This is a genomic window from Pseudomonas sp. SG20056 (assembly GCF_031764535.1).
GTDB lineage: Bacteria > Pseudomonadota > Gammaproteobacteria > Pseudomonadales > Pseudomonadaceae > Aquipseudomonas.
The window spans coordinates 3,793,174-3,809,934 of sequence record NZ_CP134499.1 but is presented as its reverse complement, the minus strand read 5'-3'; the positions used below and the strand labels follow the sequence as shown (position 1 = coordinate 3,809,934).

The 16,761-nt window shown below is 63.0% G+C and carries 14 protein-coding genes; all 14 read right to left on the bottom strand.

All coding sequences use genetic code 11. The features are described 5' to 3' along the window. Positions 1–2: 2 nt before the first annotated feature. On the bottom strand, positions 3–305 hold the full coding sequence (gene ureA / locus RHP75_RS18100; RefSeq protein ID WP_269379893.1) for an urease subunit gamma: 303 nt from the start codon (positions 303–305) through the stop codon (positions 3–5). A gap of 3 nt (positions 306–308) precedes the next feature. After that, positions 309–1,142 carry an urease accessory protein UreD gene (locus RHP75_RS18095; RefSeq protein WP_311089406.1) on the bottom strand — a complete coding sequence of 278 codons (834 nt, stop codon included), beginning with the start codon at positions 1,140–1,142 and terminating at the stop codon, positions 309–311. Then, on the bottom strand, positions 1,139–1,555 hold the full coding sequence (locus RHP75_RS18090) for a hypothetical protein (RefSeq protein WP_311089405.1): 417 nt from the start codon (positions 1,553–1,555) through the stop codon (positions 1,139–1,141). The genes RHP75_RS18095 and RHP75_RS18090 overlap by 4 nt, the downstream gene beginning before the upstream one ends. Positions 1,556–1,618: 63 nt before the next feature. Beyond that, entirely contained in the window at positions 1,619–2,317 is a 699-nt protein-coding gene (urtE, locus tag RHP75_RS18085; RefSeq protein WP_160085633.1) for an urea ABC transporter ATP-binding subunit UrtE, read from the bottom strand. A 47-nt stretch (positions 2,318–2,364) separates the two neighbouring features. Beyond that, the gene (gene urtD / locus RHP75_RS18080; RefSeq protein ID WP_311089404.1) at positions 2,365–3,216 is read right to left on the bottom strand and encodes an urea ABC transporter ATP-binding protein UrtD; all 852 of its coding nucleotides are present in this window, start codon (positions 3,214–3,216) and stop codon (positions 2,365–2,367) included. Continuing rightward, positions 3,216–4,307 carry an urea ABC transporter permease subunit UrtC gene (urtC, locus tag RHP75_RS18075; protein ID WP_289238870.1) on the bottom strand — a complete coding sequence of 364 codons (1,092 nt, stop codon included), beginning with the start codon at positions 4,305–4,307 and terminating at the stop codon, positions 3,216–3,218. The genes urtD and urtC overlap by 1 nt, the downstream gene beginning before the upstream one ends. Beyond that, positions 4,307–5,878: an urea ABC transporter permease subunit UrtB gene (gene urtB, locus RHP75_RS18070; RefSeq protein WP_311089403.1), complete on the bottom strand. Its 1,572-nt coding sequence runs from the start codon at positions 5,876–5,878 to the stop codon at positions 4,307–4,309. The genes urtC and urtB overlap by 1 nt, the downstream gene beginning before the upstream one ends. 116 nt (positions 5,879–5,994) lie before the next feature. Then, a complete protein-coding gene (gene urtA, locus RHP75_RS18065; protein WP_160013064.1) occupies positions 5,995–7,260 on the bottom strand; it encodes an urea ABC transporter substrate-binding protein in 1,266 nt (421 codons plus the stop codon). A gap of 95 nt (positions 7,261–7,355) precedes the next feature. Beyond that, positions 7,356–8,084 (bottom strand): GntR family transcriptional regulator, encoded by a 729-nt coding sequence (locus RHP75_RS18060; RefSeq protein WP_311089402.1) that lies wholly within the window; start codon positions 8,082–8,084, stop codon positions 7,356–7,358. A 4-nt stretch (positions 8,085–8,088) separates the two neighbouring features. Beyond that, a complete protein-coding gene (atzF, locus tag RHP75_RS18055; RefSeq protein ID WP_311089401.1) occupies positions 8,089–9,891 on the bottom strand; it encodes an allophanate hydrolase in 1,803 nt (600 codons plus the stop codon). Between the two features lie 193 nt (positions 9,892–10,084). Then, a complete protein-coding gene (locus RHP75_RS18050) occupies positions 10,085–10,681 on the bottom strand; it encodes a MarC family protein (protein WP_311089400.1) in 597 nt (198 codons plus the stop codon). Between the two features lie 71 nt (positions 10,682–10,752). Then, entirely contained in the window at positions 10,753–13,533 is a 2,781-nt protein-coding gene (locus RHP75_RS18045; RefSeq protein WP_311089399.1) for a response regulator, read from the bottom strand. A 102-nt stretch (positions 13,534–13,635) separates the two neighbouring features. Continuing rightward, positions 13,636–14,925 carry a phosphoribosylamine--glycine ligase gene (gene purD, locus RHP75_RS18040; protein WP_311089398.1) on the bottom strand — a complete coding sequence of 430 codons (1,290 nt, stop codon included), beginning with the start codon at positions 14,923–14,925 and terminating at the stop codon, positions 13,636–13,638. 198 nt (positions 14,926–15,123) lie between these two features. After that, positions 15,124–16,731 (bottom strand): bifunctional phosphoribosylaminoimidazolecarboxamide formyltransferase/IMP cyclohydrolase, encoded by a 1,608-nt coding sequence (gene purH / locus RHP75_RS18035; protein WP_311089397.1) that lies wholly within the window; start codon positions 16,729–16,731, stop codon positions 15,124–15,126. Between the last annotated feature and the right edge of the window lie 30 nt (positions 16,732–16,761).

Below are 16,761 nucleotides of genomic sequence, written 5' to 3'. Positions count from 1 at the left end.
ATTCAGGCGATCGGCTGATGGACGGTGACCAGCTTGGTGCCATCCGGGAAGGTGGCCTCCACTTGAATCTCCGGGATCATTTCCGGGATGCCTTCCATCACCTGATCACGGCTCAGCAGGGTGGTGCCGAAGTGCATCAGTTCGGCGACGGTCTGGCCGTCGCGCGCGCCTTCGAGCAGCGCGGCGGAGATATAGGCCATGGCTTCCGGGTAGTTGAGTTTTACCCCACGGGCTAGGCGACGTTCGGCCACCAGGCCGGCGGTGAAGATCAGCAGTTTGTCTTTTTCGCGGGGTGTCAGGTCCATGGTTCAGGTACTCCAGATTCTTGGGGGGACGGCCGTGCGGCCGAGCAGGGCCGGGCGCAGCAGCTGCCAGAGGGCAATCAGCCAGGCGCGCGCGTGCAAGGCTTCCTCGGCCAGGCAGCGGGCCACCAGCAGGCCGGGTAATTGGCTCAGGTCGCCGCGCACCGGTGTGCTCAGGTTGCGGCAGAGCTCCAGCAGGTCGCTGTCGATTTCACCGCTGATCAGCAGGGTGGCAAACACCGGTTTGCCCGCCAGGCCGATGGGCGAGTCGAGTAGGCCATCGCCGCCGACCACGCGCTGGCGTTCGTGCCAGAGCAGGTGGCCGTCGCGACGGATATTCAGCTGCGCTTGGAAGTGGCCGGTATCGAAGCGTTCACCACTGGCCGGGCGGCCGAGGGCAACAATGTCCCAGTAGAGCAGCTTGGCATCGCCGAACAGGTCGATCTCGGTGGTCAGTTCCGCCTGCGCGGCAGCGTAGACGATGGTTTCCTGCGGCAGCCATTCCAGGGTGGCGCCGGCTTCCACGCGCAGTTTCAGGCTCTGGTAAGCCGGGCCAGCGGCGCGGTACCACTTGGCTGCGCCGGGACTGGTCAATTGCGCCCAGGCACCGCTGCCGACCGTGGCCGAAATGTCTAGACGATCACCGCCAGCGATGCCGCCGGGCGGGTGGACGATGATGTGTTGGCACACCTCGGGCCCTTCGGCGTACAAGTGCTTCTGCACCCGCAGCGGGCCTTTATGGCGGCGCAAGGTCGGCCGCGTGCAATCGCCATCGCGGCCATAGCCCAGCTCCAGCGCGGCGTGCCAGCTGGGGGTGAAGACGGCGGCGGGGGCGTTCATGCGCTCACCCGGTTGCGCCGTTGACGCCAGGCTTGCACGGCGGAGTAAACACACAGCAGAACCAGCCCCAAGCTGACCACCAGCCACCATTGCAGGTGCATGCCGTAGTAGGGCGGGGCATGCAGCGTGCCTTGCAGCCAGAACAGCGCCAGGCCGATGGCCAGCAGGCAGGCGCACAGCGCACGGCCCCAAGAGCGGCAGTAGGAGCGCGGACGCAGCAGCGCCAGCAGCAGGCCGCATTCGGCCAAGGCGATGGCGCAGAAAATCAGCACTGGTTTGAGCGGGTAGGGCAGTTCGCTGCCGGCGGGCAGGGCACGCAGCATCCAGTAGTCCGGCTGACTGCCGGCCCAGATCAGCAGGGCGATACCCGTCAGTGCGGTGAGCGGGAGCAGAGCGTGACGCAGGGCAAACATCGGGGCCTCGAATCCGTGGGCGAAAGCCTGATTATGCGCAAAGTAAAGGGCCAGCGTCGCCATTCAGATTGCGACCAGTCCGCGCACGCCGTCGGCTTCCATGGTTTCGCCACGGCCCTGCTGGACGATTTCGCCACGGCTCATCACCAGGTATTGATCGGCCAGCTCGGCGGCAAAGTCATAGAACTGCTCGACCAGCAGGATGGCCATGTCGCCGCGTTCAGCGAGCTTTTTGATCACCACGCCGATCTCTTTGATCACTGAGGGCTGGATGCCTTCGGTGGGTTCATCGAGGATCAGCAGGCGTGGCTTGCTCGCCAGCGCGCGGCCGATGGCCAGCTGTTGCTGCTGGCCGCCGGAAAGGTCGCCGCCACGGCGTTGCTTCATCTCACGCAGCACCGGGAACAGCTCATAGATAAATTCCGGTACCACTTTGGCGTCGCTGCCGGGAAAACGTGACAGGCCCATCAGCAGGTTTTCTTCCACGGTCAAACGGCCGAAGATTTCTCGGCCCTGGGGCACGTAGGCAATGCCGGCGTGCACGCGCTGGTGAGGCTTGAAGGCGGTGATGGGCTGGCCTTCCCACTTCACCGCGCCTTCTTTGGCCGGGATCAGGCCCATCAGGCATTTCAGCAGGGTGGTCTTGCCCACGCCGTTACGCCCGAGCAGGCAGGTGACTTCGCCGACCTTGGCCTCGAACGACAGGCCGCGGAGAATATGGCTGCCGCCGTAGTACTGATGCAGTTGCTCAACTTGCAGCATGTTCAGGCTCTCAATTCTGTGGAGTTAGGACGGTCGTCATCGCGGCGTTAGCGGCCCAGATAAACCTCAATCACCCGTTCATCAGCCTGCACCTGCTCCAGCGAGCCTTCGGCCAGTACGCTGCCCTGGTGCAGCACGGTGACGTGGTCGGCAATGCTGCCGACAAACCCCATATCGTGCTCCACCACCATCAGCGAGTGCTTGCGCGCGAGCGACTTGAACAGCTCGGCGGTGAACTCGGTTTCGGCGTCGGTCATGCCCGCCACCGGTTCATCCAGCAGTAGCAATTGCGGGTCCTGTACCAGCAGCATGCCGATCTCCAGAAACTGCTTCTGTCCGTGCGACAGCAGGCCGGCCGGGCGATTGCGCGAGGTGTCGAGCTTGATGGTCTGCAGCACCTCGTCGATGCGGTCTTTCTGCTCGCCAGTCAATTTGGCGCGCAGGCTGGCCCACACCGACTTGTTAGTTTTCTGCGCCAGCTCCAGGTTCTCGAACACGCTCAGCGCCTCGAACACCGTCGGCTTCTGGAACTTGCGGCCGATGCCGGACTGGGCGATTTCCACTTCACTCATCTGGGTCAGGTCGAGGGTTTCGCCGAAGTAAGCGACGCCGTTGTCCGGGCGAGTCTTGCCGGTGATCACGTCCATCATGGTGGTCTTGCCGGCGCCGTTGGGGCCGATGATGCAGCGCAGTTCGCCGACGCCGATGTACAGCGTCAGGTTGGTCAGCGCCTTAAAACCATCGAAGCTGACATTGATGTCTTCCAGGGTCAGGATGGTGCCGTGACGGACGTTAAGGCCCTTGCTCGCCAGGGTGCTGGCGCCAATCGCATCGCGGCCGCTGCCGGCGGGGTCAAAGGCAGGTTCGAGCATAAATTCGGGTACCGGAGTGGCGCGCATCATTGCTCTCCTTTCTTGCGTAACAAGCCGATCACGCCTTTAGGCAGGAACAGCGTCACGACGATAAACAGAAAGCCCAGGGCGAACAGCCAGTACTCGGGGAAGGCCACGGTGAACCAGCTCTTCATGCCGTTGACCAAGCCGGCACCGAGCAGCGGACCGATCAGCGTGCCGCGCCCACCGAGGGCGACCCAGACGGCCGCTTCGATGGAGTTGGTCGGCGACATTTCGCTGGGGTTGATGATGCCCACCTGCGGTACATACAACGCGCCGGCCAGGCCGCAGAGCACGGCGCTGAGCACCCAGATAAACAGTTTGTAGCCGCGCGGGTCATAACCGCAGAACATCAGGCGGTTTTCCGCATCACGCAGCGCCGTCAGCACCCGGCCGAACTTGCTGCGCGCAAGCCGCCAGCCCAGGTACAGGCTGGCCACGAGTAGAACAACGGTGGCGAGGAACAGCACTGCGCGGGTGTGAGCCGAGGTGATGTCGAAGCCGAGGATGGTGCGGAAGTTGGTAAAGCCGTTGTTGCCGCCAAAGCCGGTTTCGTTGCGAAAGAACAGCAGCATGCCCGCAAAGGTCAGCGCCTGGGTCATGATCGAGAAGTACACGCCTTTGATCCGCGAGCGGAAGGCGAAGAAGCCGAACACCAAGGCCAGCAAACCCGGCGCCAACACCACCAGGCACAGGGCCCAGAGGAAGTTGCTGGTGCCGTACCAGTACCAGGGCAACTCGGTCCAGGCGAGGAAGCTCATAAAGGCCGGCAGGCCATCGCCGGCGGCTTCACGCATCAGGTACATGCCCATGGCGTAACCGCCGAGGGCGAAGAACAGGCCGTGGCCGAGCGACAGCAGGCCGGCGTAACCCCAGACCAGATCGAGCGCCAGGGCGACGATGCAGTAGCAGAGGATTTTGCCGACCAGGGTCAGGCTGTAGGCCGAGACATGCAGGGCGTTGTCCGCCGGCAGCAGGTGCAGCAACGGCATGGCCAGCAGCACGGCGAGTACCAGCAGGCCGATGGCCATGGAGGCTTGCGGGCCGAGTTTGGCACTGGCGCGCGCCAGCAACGTTTGATTCATGGGCATAGTCATCAGTCGATCACCCGTCCTTTCAAAGCAAACAGACCTTGCGGGCGTTTCTGAATAAACAGAATGATCAGCGCGAGGATTAGGATCTTGCCAAGTACGGCACCGATCTGCGGTTCGAGAATCTTGTTGGCGATGCCCAGCCCGAAGGCCGCCATCACGCTACCGGCGAGCTGGCCGACGCCGCCGAGTACCACCACCAGGAACGAGTCGATGATGTAGCTCTGGCCCAGGTCCGGGCCGACGTTGCCGATCTGGCTCAAGGCCACACCGCCGAGGCCGGCGATACCGGAGCCCAAACCGAACGCCAGCATGTCCACCCGGCCGGTGGGCACGCCGCAGCAGGCCGCCATATTGCGGTTCTGCGTCACGGCCCGCACGTTAAGGCCCAGGCGGGTCTTGTTCAGCAGCAGCCAGGTCAGCACCACCACGAACAGGGCGAAGCCGATGATTACGATGCGGTTGTACGGCAGCACCAGGTTCGGCAGCACCTGAATGCCGCCGGACAGCCAGTAGGGGTTGGCCACTTCGACGTTCTGCGCGCCGAACAGCACGCGTACCAGCTGAATCAGAATCAGGCTGATGCCCCAGGTCGCGAGCAGGGTTTCCAGCGGGCGACCGTAGAGGTGGCGAATCACCGTGCGTTCCAGCGCCATGCCGATAGCGGCGGTGACGAAGAACGCCACCGGCAGCGCCACCAGTGGGTAGAGCGCCAGGGCTTCCGGGGCGAAACGCTGAAACAGCACCTGCACCATATAGGTGGAGTAGGCGCCGAGCATCAGCATCTCGCCGTGGGCCATATTGATCACGCCGAGCAAGCCGAAGGTGATGGCCAGGCCGAGTGCTGCCAGCAGTAGGATCGAACCGAGCGACAGGCCGCTAAAAGCCTGGCCAAGCAGCTCACCGATCAGCAGCTTGCGTTTGACCTGGGCCAGGCTGGTTTCGGCAGCGGTGCGTACCGTCGGGTCACTTTCCACGGCCGGGTCGAGCAGGGTTTCCAGGCGGGTGCGAGCCAGCGGGTCGCCGGTTTCACCAAGCAGGCGCACAGCAGCCAGGCGCACGGCCAGGTCGCTATCGACCAGTTGCAGGTTGGCCAGGGCCAGGGTCAGGGCATCACGCACGGCATCATCGGTTTCGCTGGCAACCTGGGCGTTAAGCAGTTGCAGCTGCGCCGGCTTGGCGCTCTTCTGCAGTTGTTGGGCGGCGGCCAGGCGCAGCACCGGGTCATCAACCAGCAGCTGGTGGCTGGCCACCGCAGTGGCGATCAGGCCGCGCAGGCGGTTATTTAGGCGCAGCTTGCGCGGTGTTTCAGTGGGTACAGCTTCGCCTTCGGCGGGCTGATAAGCGCCACTTACTTCGATAAAGGCGGTTTTGCTGCTGTCGGCAGCGACGCGGCCTTGTTGCAGGGCTTCGAGCAGCGGCAGGCGCGCGGCATCTGGCGCGGCGGACCAGCGTTCGAGCAGGCTGGCCTGCTTGGCCGGGTTGGCGGCGACGAAGTCCTGGGCGTCACCGGCGTGCGCGGCCAGGGGCAGCAGCAACAGCAGGCTCAGCAGAATTCGGGTAACGGCAGTGGGCATAGGGCAGTCCTTTGGGAGTACCGGCCGCCGCGTGGGCGCGGCGACTGGTCAGCCTTGGCCCGGAGGCGATCCGGGCAGGGCGTTCCCGGATGTCATCCGGGCTTACTGGCAGGTGCTTAGTTCGACTTGACCGCGTAATCCGGCTTCTTGTCGTTGCCTTCGATGAACGGGCTCCATGGCTGGGCGCGGACCGGGCTGCTGGTTTCCCAGACCACGGAGAACTGCCCGTCTTCCTGGATTTCACCGATCATCACTGGCTTGTGCAGGTGGTGGTTGGTCTTGTCCATGGTCAGGGTGTAGCCGCTCGGCGCGGCGAAGGTCTGGCCGTAAAGGGCGGTGCGCACTTTGTCGACGTCAGTGGTGCCGGCTTTTTCCACGGCCTGGGCCCACATGTGGATGCCGACGTAGGTGGCTTCCATCGGGTCGTTGGTCACGGCCTTGTCGGCGCCTGGGAGGTTCTTGGCTTTGGCGTAGGCCTTCCACTTGGCGACGAATTCGCTGTTGACCGGGTTCTCTACCGACTGGAAGTAGTTCCACGCAGCCAGGTGACCGACCAGTGGCTTGGTGTCGATGCCACGCAGTTCTTCTTCACCCACGGAGAAGGCCACCACCGGTACGTCGGTGGCTTCCAGGCCCTGGTTGGCCAGTTCCTTGTAGAACGGCACGTTAGAGTCGCCGTTGACGGTGGAGATCACCGCAGTCTTGCCGCCGGCGGAGAACTTCTTGATGTTGGCGACGATGGTTTGATAGTCGCTGTGACCGAACGGGGTGTAGACCTCTTCGATGTCTTTCTCGGCCACGCCCTTGCTGATCAGGAAGGCGCGCAGGATCTTGTTGGTGGTGCGCGGGTAGACGTAGTCGGTGCCGAGCAGGAAGTAGCGCTTGGCCGCGCCGCCATCTTCGCTCATCAGGTACTCGACCGCTGGAATAGCCTGCTGGTTTGGCGCGGCGCCGGTGTAGAAGACGTTCGGCGACATCTCTTCGCCTTCGTATTGCACGGGGTAGAACAGCAGTCCGTTGAGTTCTTCAAATACTGGCAGCACGGATTTGCGCGACACGCTGGTCCAGCAGCCGAACACCACGTCGACCTTGTCCTGGGTCAGCAGTTGGCGGCCCTTCTCGGCGAACAGCGGCCAGTTCGAGGCCGGATCGACCACCACGGCTTCCAGTTGTTTGCCATTCACGCCACCCTTGGCGTTGATCTCGTCGATGGTCATCAACGCCATGTCTTTCAGCGAGGTTTCCGAAATGGCCATGGTGCCGGACAGCGAGTGCAGGATGCCGACCTTGATGGTCTCGGCGGCTTGCACGGTCCAGGTCATGCCCATGGCGGCGATGGACGCGGTGAGGGTAAAGGCCTTGATCAGATTGCGACGTTGCATGGTGCGATCTCCATTCACGAACTTAAGTGTTTGAGCTGCTGGTTTTTAGTTGTTTGTCTGGCAGTTGAAACAGGGCAGGGCCCTGGGTCTTCACTTCAGGTCTTCACCTCTGGTGCCGGCATGGTGCGCTGACGCGCGCTGTGCAGCATGTGCAGGGTGATCTTGCGCACTTCGGCCTTGCTGACCTCTATATGGGTCTTGAGCAATAGCTGTGCCTCTTCGCATCGCCGCGACAAAATTGCCGCGAGAATTTCGCCATGTTCGTCATAAGTGGCCGCCACGCGCGGGCTCTGGGTGAAGTCCAAGCGCCTGATAATGCGGATTTTCTCGCTCACCTCGGCGTGCAGGCGGGCCATCTCGCGGTTGCCGGCGGCTTCCAGCAACTGGCAGTGAAACCGCTCATCCAGGCGCGAGACTACGCGGCCCTCCTGTAAACGCTGCTCGGGTTGCACCAGCCAGGTGCGTTGCAGTTGCGCCAGTGCGTCGCTGTGCTCGACTTGGGGGCGTTCGCACAGCCGCCGCACGGCTTCCAGTTCGAGGACGATGCGCACTTCATACAGCTCCTCGAAATGCGCGAAGTCGAACGGCATCACCTGCCAGCCACTGCGGAAATACACCTGCAGGTAGCCCTCGCGCTGCAGGCGGTACAGCGCCTGGCGCACCGGGGTGCGGCTGGCGGCCACGCGCTCGGCGATCTCGCCTTCGGAGAAGCGATCACCGGGCAGCAGGCGGAACTCGAAGATGTCGTCCTTGAGCTGCAGGTAGATGCGCTCGGCGAGGTTGTCCGGGCGTTCCTTGCTGCTGGCGGCGCCGCTCAGTTGCATGGCGTCAGCCCTGCTGCTGGCTGGCGATAAACGCGCGCCAGCCACCGAAGCTGGTGATATCGCGCGCGCCATCTAGCGCATAGGGTTCGCAGATAAAGCCTTTGACCCAGCGACCATCGGCCAGCTGCAGATTGCCGATACCCAGCGGCGCGGGAATCTCTGCGACGAATTCGCCGAAGCGGGCCTGGGGGATATCCCACAGCTCGACAATGATTGCCGCACCATCGGCTGCCACCCGCGCCAGCCCCGGTTTCGGCGGCACAGTGCCGGGCAGGGCATACAGGCGATAGGTGGCGGAGCTATTGGTTTGCTCGACCAGCACGGCGTCGCGGCTGGTGAGTTGGAAGTTCAGCGGCATACCGGTCAGGTGTGCGCCGACCACGGCGACGCGCACGCTGCCGGGGGCTGGCGTGCTGCTTGGCGCCTGCTCGGGCAATGCTTTACCCGTGGCGCCCAGCGGCAGCTTGAGCGCTTGCTGCCAGCGCTGGCCAAAGGCGGCGAGTGCCTGGTCGTGCCAGGCTGGAGCGATCAGAGTGATACCAGCGGGCAGACCGTCGGCACGAAATCCGGCGGGTACGGCTAGGGCCGACAGGTCGGCGAGGTTGGTGAAGTTGGTGTAGGTGCCGAACTGGCTGTTGAACAGCACCGGTTCTGCGTCCATCTCAGCGAGGCTGCGAAGGGTCGGCGAGGTTGGTACGACCAGGGCATCGAAGCCGGCCAGGATGTCATTGATCGTCCGGCTCAGTGCGGCGCGAGTGTATTCGGCCTTGTAGGCATCGCAGGCGCTGTATTTATGGCCGTTTTCGACGATACCGCGCACCACCGGGTTGATATGTGCCGGGTCGACGCCTTCGAGCGCCACAGTGCGTTCGGCGACCCAGCTGCCGTAATACAGCTGCTCGGCCAGTTGCTGGAAGGGCGTGAAATCGATTTCCAGCAGATCCGCGCCCAGTTCGTGCAGTGTGCCCAGGGCCTGCTCAAACACCGCCTGGTTCTGCGTATCGCCAAAGAACTCGGGGTTGCTTGGCACTGCCAGGCGCGGCTTGGTCGGCATGCCGACCTTGGCGCTATTGGGGTTCTTACGGCTGTACGGATCGGTTGCGTCATAGCCACCGGCAATCTGCGCCACGCTCAGGGCATCGCTGACGGTCAGGGCAAATACGGAAATGCAATCAAGCGTTTTGCAGGCCGGCACCAGGCCGCTATTGGACAGCCAGCCCTTGCTCGGCTTGAGCCCGACGATGTTGTTGAAGCCCGCAGGAACACGGCCGGAGCCGGCGGTGTCGGTGCCCAGCGAGAACGGCACCAAGCCGCGCGCCACCACGCTGGCTGAGCCGGAACTGGAGCCGCCGCTGACGTAGTCTGGATTAAAGCTGTTGCGCACCGCGCCATACGGCGAACGGGTGCCGACCAGGCCGGTGGCGAATTGGTCGAGGTTGGTTTTGCCGATCAGGATGGCCCCGGCGGCGCGCAGCTTGGCCACCACCGTGGCGTCGGCTGCAGCGGTGTAGGCGAACTCCGGGCAGGCAGCGGTGGTTGGCCAGCCGGCAGCGTCAATATTGTCCTTGATGGCGAAGGGCACGCCGTACAGCGGCAGCTTGCTTGGCTCGCCGTTGGTGGCGTCGAGTAGCGCTGACAATTCATCGAGCTGGGCATTGAGTTGCGCTTCGCTGGCCAGGGTGATCCAGGCATTGTCCTCGGTGCTCAGTTCGAGGCGCAGGCTATGCAGCAGCTCGGTGGGCGAGTGGCCGTCGCGGTAGGTCTGTTGCCAGTCGGCGAGGGTGAGGGCAATTGGGGCGTTGGACATACGCTGATATTCCATCTTGTATCCAAGAGATGGAATGGTCAGAGCAAACCCAGTGCCAGGTTTTAAAAAATAATATATTTCAATGAGTTAGCCGCGCACTGCGGCTTTTTGGCGGGCGGCACAGAACGGTTTGTGCACTGCAGCGGGGCCGATTGCCAGCTTGTGGTGCAGCCCGAAGTGCATCCGCGCGGGGTCAGAGGGCGAGGTAGTTCTTTACCCCGGTAAAGATGATCTGCGCAGCCAGGGCACAGACGAACAGGCCCATCAGGCGGCTGACGATCTGCAGGCCCTGATCGCCGAGCAGGCGCTCGAACTGGTTGGACATATACAGCACCACGCCCACCGTGAGACTGGCCAGGGCGATGCCCAGCACGGCCACGGCCTTGTCGCCCCAGTCCGGCTGGCTGGCACCCATCAGCAGCAGCGCACCGATGGTGCCGGGGCCGACGGTGAGCGGGATGGTCAGCGGCACGATGGTCACGTCCTGCTGCACGTTGTCGCTCTGCACCGCCGACTTGCCCTGGGCCATGCCGAGTGCCGAGATAAACAGCACGCTGCCGGCGCCGATGCGGAAGGCGTCGATGGTGATGCCGAACAGGGTGAAGATGTGTTTACCGAACAGGTACAGCAGCACGCTGGCGATCAGCACGCCGGCGGCGACCTTCCAGGCCAGGCGCTTGCGCTCCTTGACGGTGTAGCCACGGCTCAGGCCGATAAAACACGACAGCACGAAGAACGGGCTATAGAGCACCAGCAGTTTCAAATACAGGCTGAACAGCGCGGACGCCATGGAAAGGACTCGTCTCGATAAAGAAGGGTGGCAGGGTAAGCGTGTAGCGGTTGCCGGGCAATCAACCCTGCTCAGGAAGGCAGGGCGTCGCGTTGGCGGCGGATTTCCCGTTCGGCGACCCAGTGTTCGATCAGCTCGCGTAGTTGCGACATTTCCACCGGCTTGGACATATGCCCATCCATGCCGACCTGACGGGCGCGTTCTTTATGTTCATTGAGGATATGCGCGGTAAGCGCCACCACTGGGGTGCGTGCGCGCTGTTCGGCGGCTTCCCAGGCGCGCAGCTGCTCGGTGGCGGAGAAGCCGTCGAGTACCGGCATTTCACAATCCATCAGCACCAGGTCGTACTGCTGGGCTTTCATCGCGCTGAGGGCTTCTTCGCCATTGCTGGCGGTGTCGGGCTGCAGGTTGAGTTTGCCGAGCATGCCGCGGATCACCTTGGTGGAGATGGTGTTGTCCTCGGCCACCAGGATGCGGAAATCATTGGGCACGTTCAGTGGCGCGCTCTGTGGCAGCGGGTTGAACATTGGTGAGTCGCCCTTGCCGCGCTGCGCCAGTTCATCGGCCAGGGTGGTCTTCAGGGTGTAGCCGGCCACCGGCTTGGCCAGGATGCGTTTGATCCCGGCGTTGCGCGCGATGATCTTGCTCGGCGCATTGCTGATGCCGGTGAGCATGATCACCAGAATGTCGTGATTGAGGTTGGCATCTTCCTTGATCCGTGCAGCCAGCTGCATGCCGGTCATGCCGGGCATGTCCTGATCGAGCAGCACCGCATCGAAGTATTCACGCAGATGCGCCTTGGTGCGCAGCAGGGCCATGGCTTCCTTGCCTGACGGCACGGCGCTGACCTGCATGCCCCAGGCGCTGCACTGCTGCACCAGCACCTTGCGGCAGGTGTCGTTGTCGTCCACCACCAGCAGGCGCGCGCCCTGAAGTGAGGTGTCGAGGTCGGCGGTAGGTTGCTCCAGGCGCGTGGCGTCCAGTGGCAGGGTCAGCCACAAGGTCGAGCCCTGGCTGCCGCCGCTCTGGATACCGAACTCGCCTTCCATCAGGCGTACCAGCTGGCGCGCGATGATCAGGCCGAGGCGGCCGCCGAGTTTGGTCGCGGCAAGGAAGTCCTTGCTGTGCAGTTCGGCATTCAGCAGTGCATCGCGTTCGCTGGCATCCAGCGGCTTGCCGCTGTCCTGTACGGCGATGCGCAGGCGCGGTTGTTCGGTATTGGTGTCGAGTGCGACCACCAGAAGGATTTCACCTTCGTCGGTCTGTTTGAAGGCATTGTCCAGCAGGCTCAGCAGGGTCTGGCGCAGGCGGGTGGGGTCGCCGCTGATTACTCGTGGCACTTGCGGCTGCATAAAGCTGATCAGCTCGACCTTCTGCTGCTCGGCCTTGGCGCGGAAGATATCCAGGCAGTCTTCGATCAGGGCGTTGAGGTCGAACTGCACGTCATCCAGCTCGATCTGCCCGGATTCGAGTTTGGAGATGTCGAGGATTTCGTTGATCAGGGTGAGCAGCTCGTTGCCCGAGCTGTGGATGGTCTGTACGTAGTCGCGTTGCTTGGCGGACAGTGGCGTGCCGAGCAGCAGTTCGGTCATGCCCAGCACACCATTCATCGGCGTGCGGATTTCGTGGCTGATTTTGGCGAGAAATTCCGCCTTGGCTTTCAATTCGGCGGAGCTGGCGGCGAGGGCGCGGCTGGTGCTGAACTGGTCCTGCATGATGCGTCGCTGTCGCTCGCTCAAGGCCATGCTGAGGATAAAACCGCTGATGGCGGTGACTGCGAGCAGGCCGTAGGCCATCCACTCACTCTGCACCGCCCAGTAGCCGAAGAGGATTGGCAGGGCGCAGATAAAGGCGGCGCAGAACAGCAGCACCGCCAGGCTGAACAGCCGTGCAGGCTGGTAGCCATGCCGCCAGTGCGTCAATGCAACCATGAGGATGCTCAGGCCGGCGATGGCATTGAGCAGGTAGACCAGTTGATTGAACTGCAGATTGGTTGCCACCAGCAGGGCCACGCAGACCAGGCTGATCACCACCACTTCGCCGGTGAGCAGGTTGTTCAGCGGCGTGCTCGGGCAGACCTTGTGGAAAAAACTGGCGGTAAAGCACAGGGCGCAGAGTGCGGCCAGCAGCATCGACAGATTGGCGATTTGCGGCTGCAGGCTTTGCCATTCGCTGAGCCAGGGCGTGCTGATCCCCAGCAGGCTGACCACCGCGACCAGCTGGCAGACCTGGGTGGCTGCCAGCCACAGGCCGCTCACGGCGCGGGTGTAGGCAAAACGCACGAGGTTGTAGGCCACCAGCATGCCGAGGCAGCCGAGCAGCAAGCCGAACATCAGTGGGCGGTTGTCATCGGCGACCATCGCCTGCGCACTTTGCAGGGTAATGCTGGGGCGCAGCGCATGTTCCGAGGCCAGGCGCAGGTAGATATCCAGTGGCTGCTCAGCACTTGGCAGCGGCAAAAGGAAGTCGCGGCTGGCCAGGGGGCGGCTGGAAAATGGCAGGTTGCTACCGGTGTGCGCCTGCTCGACCAGCGTGTCGCCCTGCAGCACATACAAATCGAGATAGGCCAGATAGGGCGCGAACACCCGCAGCATCTGCGCATCAGTGTTGGCCGGCATGCGGTGATGCAGCCACAGCGCACTGTTGCCGCCAGGGGTGTAAAGCTGGGTAAGGTCGGTGGAACGGAACTGCGCCTGGCGCTCGGGGCTGCGTACATCATTGAATTGCAGCGCGGCGCTCGGGTCGGTGAGGCTTGACCAGGATGCCTGCGCCCCTGCCTGAGCCGACGCTACAGTGAGCGCCATCAGCAGCGTGCTGAGTAGCAGGTAGGTGGCAATCCTCAGCCGGCGCACAGTGAAGTCCCTTCAGAAATAAGTGGTCGGATTATAGCCAAGCTGTTCGCGAGGGAAATATGACAAAGGTGGCCAATTGGCCACCTTTGTCGTTAATTACCTTCATTTTTCCCCGCGTTCGCGGGCGATGGCGCGGTAACCGATATCGTTGCGGTAGAAACTACCGTTCCAGCGAATTTTCTCCGCCAGGCGATAAGCCTGCTGCTGGGCTTCCTCAACCGTACGACCGATGGCGGTGGCGCAGAGTACGCGGCCACCTGCGGTGACGATCTGACCGTCCTTCAGCGCAGTGCCGGCATGGAAGACTTTGCCTTCCAGCTGTGCGGCAGCATCCAGACCTTCGATCACATCGCCCTTGGCGTAATCGGCCGGATAACCACCGGCGGCGATCACCACACCCACGGTCGGACGTGGATCCCAGGTGGCTTCGACCTTGTCCAGCGCCTTGGCCAGTGCGGCTTCGACCAGCAGCACCAGGGAAGACTCCAGGCGGCACATGATCGGCTGGGTTTCCGGGTCTCCGAAGCGGCAGTTGAACTCAATGACCTTGGGCTTGCCGGCCTTGTCGATCATCAGCCCGGCGTAGAGGAAACCGGTGTAGACGTTGCCTTCGCTGGCCATACCGCGCACGGTCGGGTAGATCACTTCGTCCATTACGCGCTGGTGCACCTCGGCAGTGACCACCGGGGCTGGCGAGTAAGCGCCCATGCCGCCGGTGTTAGGGCCGGTATCGGCGTCGCCGACGCGCTTGTGGTCCTGGCTGGTGGCCATCGGCAGCACGTTCTCGCCGTCGACCATGACGATAAACGAAGCCTCTTCACCGTCCAGAAATTCTTCAATGACCACGCGCGAACCCGCGTCACCGAAAGCGTTGCCAGCGAGCATGTCGCGTACGGCGTCTTCGGCTTCGGTCAGGGTCATGGCGACGATCACGCCTTTACCGGCGGCCAGGCCATCGGCCTTGATCACGATCGGCGCGCCGACTTTTTGCAGGTAGGCCAGGGCCGGCTCGACTTCGGTGAAGTTCTGGTAGTCGGCTGTTGGGATGTTCTGGCGTGCCAGGAAATCCTTGGTAAAGGCCTTGGAACCTTCCAGCTGCGCAGCGGCGGCGGTGGGGCCGAAGATATCCAGCTTGCGCGAACGGAACAGATCAACCACGCCTTTAACCAGCGGCGCTTCCGGGCCGACGATAGTCAGCTGCACATTCTTTTCGGCGAAGTCAGCCAGCTGCTCAATGGCCAGAACGTCGATGGCGACGTTCTGGCACTTGGGCTCAACGGCGGTGCCGGCGTTGCCCGGGGCGACGAAGACTTTCTCGACGCGCTTGTCCTGCGCCACTTTCCAGGCCAGGGCGTGTTCACGACCGCCGCTGCCGATGATCAATACGTTCATGTTGCTCTCCCAGTGGAGGCGGGCGTTGAGCCCGTTTGGTGGATAAGCAAAACGTTATCCACTCTACAAATTTCGAGGCTGCGTTCGGGCTGGTAGATGCAAGGCGTCGGGCCCTTCACCCAGCGGAGTTGCCTTCTGGCAATGAGCATGGGGGAGGGCCGGACAACGCCGCAGATGCCTGTCCGAGTGCGGCCGATTTTAGTGCCTAAAGTGACGCATGCCGGTGAACACCATGGCAATCCCGGCTTCGTCGGCAGCCGCAATTACTTCGTTGTCGCGCATCGAACCGCCCGGCTGGATCACCGCAGTAATGCCATTGGCAGCAGCGTTATCCAAACCGTCGCGGAACGGGAAGAAGGCGTCGCTGGCCATCACCGAACCGGCAACCTGCAGGCCGGCGTGCTCGGCCTTGATGGCGGCGATACGCGCTGAGTTGACGCGGCTCATCTGGCCGGCGCCGACACCGATGGTCTGGCGGCCCTTCGCGTAGACGATGGCGTTGGATTTGACGAATTTGGCCACTTTCCAGGCGAAGATCAGGTCATGGATTTCCTGTTCGCTCGGTGCGCGCTGGGTGACGATCTTCAGGTCTTCGGCCTTGATCATGCCGATGTCGCGGCTCTGTACCAGCAGGCCACCGTTGACGCGCTTGAAGTCCCAGCCGGCGCTGCGCTCGGCCGGCCATTCACCGCACTCGAGCAGGCGTACGTTGGCTTTGGCAGCGACTACGGCGCGGGCTTCGGTGCTGATTTTCGGCGCGATGATCACTTCGACAAACTGACGCTCGACGATGGCCTGGGCGGTGGCCCCGTCCAGTTCGCGGTTGAAGGCGATAATGCCGCCAAACGCCGATTCGGTGTCGGTGGCGTAAGCCAGCTCATAGGCCTGGCGGATGCCGCCTTCGCTGTCCAGCGCCACGGCCACGCCGCACGGGTTGGCGTGCTTGACGATTACACAGGCTGGCTTGACGAAGCTCTTCACACATTCGAGCGCGGCGTCGGTGTCTGCGACGTTGTTGAACGACAGTTCCTTGCCTTGCAGCTGGATGGCTGTGGCCACGCTGGCTTCACCCTTCTGCGCTTCCACGTAGAACGCCGCGCTCTGGTGCGGGTTCTCGCCGTAGCGCATTTCCTGAGCCTTGATGAACTGGCTGTTGAAGGTGCGCGGGAAAGCGCCGCGCTCTTCGGTGCTCAGGGTGTCGCGGCTCTGGTCGATGGTGCCCAGGTAGTTGGCGATCATCCCGTCGTAGGCCGCGGTGTGCTCGAAGGCTTTCAGCGCCAGGTCGAAGCGCTGGGCGTAGCTCAGGCCGCCGGCTTTCAGCGACTCAACGATGCCCGCGTAATCGCCAGCATTGACCACGATGGCCACGTCTTTGTGGTTCTTCGCGGCGGAGCGGACCATGGTTGGGCCGCCGATGTCGATGTTCTCGATGGCGTCGGCCAGGTCACAGCCCGGCTTGGCCACGGTGGCAGCGAAGGGGTAGAGGTTGACCGCGACCAGGTCGATCGGCTTAATGCCGTGCTCGTCCATTACCGCGCCGTCGATGGCGCGACGGCCGAGGATGCCGCCGTGGATCTTCGGGTGCAGGGTCTTGACGCGACCGTCCATCATTTCCGGGAAGCCAGTGTAGTCGGCGACTTCCACAGCAGCGATGCCGTTGTCCTTGAGCAGCTTGTAAGTGCCGCCAGTGGAGAGGATTTCCACATTCAGGGCGACAAGTTCGCGGGCAAACTCGAGGATGCCGGTTTTGTCGGAAACACTGATCAAGGCACGGCGAACGGGGAGGCGGGTGGTCTGGTCGGTCATTTCAGAGTCCATCAGGCGGAAGTTTTGGCA

Coding starts and splice junctions, on each gene's coding strand:
- ureA (WP_269379893.1), bottom strand. CDS start 305: ATGGACCTGACACCCCGCGAAAAAGACAAACTGCTGATCTTCACCGCC.
- RHP75_RS18095 (WP_311089406.1), bottom strand. CDS start 1,142: ATGAACGCCCCCGCCGCCGTCTTCACCCCCAGCTGGCACGCCGCGCTG.
- RHP75_RS18090 (WP_311089405.1), bottom strand. CDS start 1,555: ATGTTTGCCCTGCGTCACGCTCTGCTCCCGCTCACCGCACTGACGGGT.
- urtE (WP_160085633.1), bottom strand. CDS start 2,317: ATGCTGCAAGTTGAGCAACTGCATCAGTACTACGGCGGCAGCCATATT.
- urtD (WP_311089404.1), bottom strand. CDS start 3,216: ATGCGCGCCACTCCGGTACCCGAATTTATGCTCGAACCTGCCTTTGAC.
- urtC (WP_289238870.1), bottom strand. CDS start 4,307: ATGACTATGCCCATGAATCAAACGTTGCTGGCGCGCGCCAGTGCCAAA.
- urtB (WP_311089403.1), bottom strand. CDS start 5,878: ATGCCCACTGCCGTTACCCGAATTCTGCTGAGCCTGCTGTTGCTGCTG.
- urtA (WP_160013064.1), bottom strand. CDS start 7,260: ATGCAACGTCGCAATCTGATCAAGGCCTTTACCCTCACCGCGTCCATC.
- RHP75_RS18060 (WP_311089402.1), bottom strand. CDS start 8,084: ATGCAACTGAGCGGCGCCGCCAGCAGCAAGGAACGCCCGGACAACCTC.
- atzF (WP_311089401.1), bottom strand. CDS start 9,891: ATGTCCAACGCCCCAATTGCCCTCACCCTCGCCGACTGGCAACAGACC.
- RHP75_RS18050 (WP_311089400.1), bottom strand. CDS start 10,681: ATGGCGTCCGCGCTGTTCAGCCTGTATTTGAAACTGCTGGTGCTCTAT.
- purD (WP_311089398.1), bottom strand. CDS start 14,925: ATGAACGTATTGATCATCGGCAGCGGCGGTCGTGAACACGCCCTGGCC.
- purH (WP_311089397.1), bottom strand. CDS start 16,731: ATGACCGACCAGACCACCCGCCTCCCCGTTCGCCGTGCCTTGATCAGT.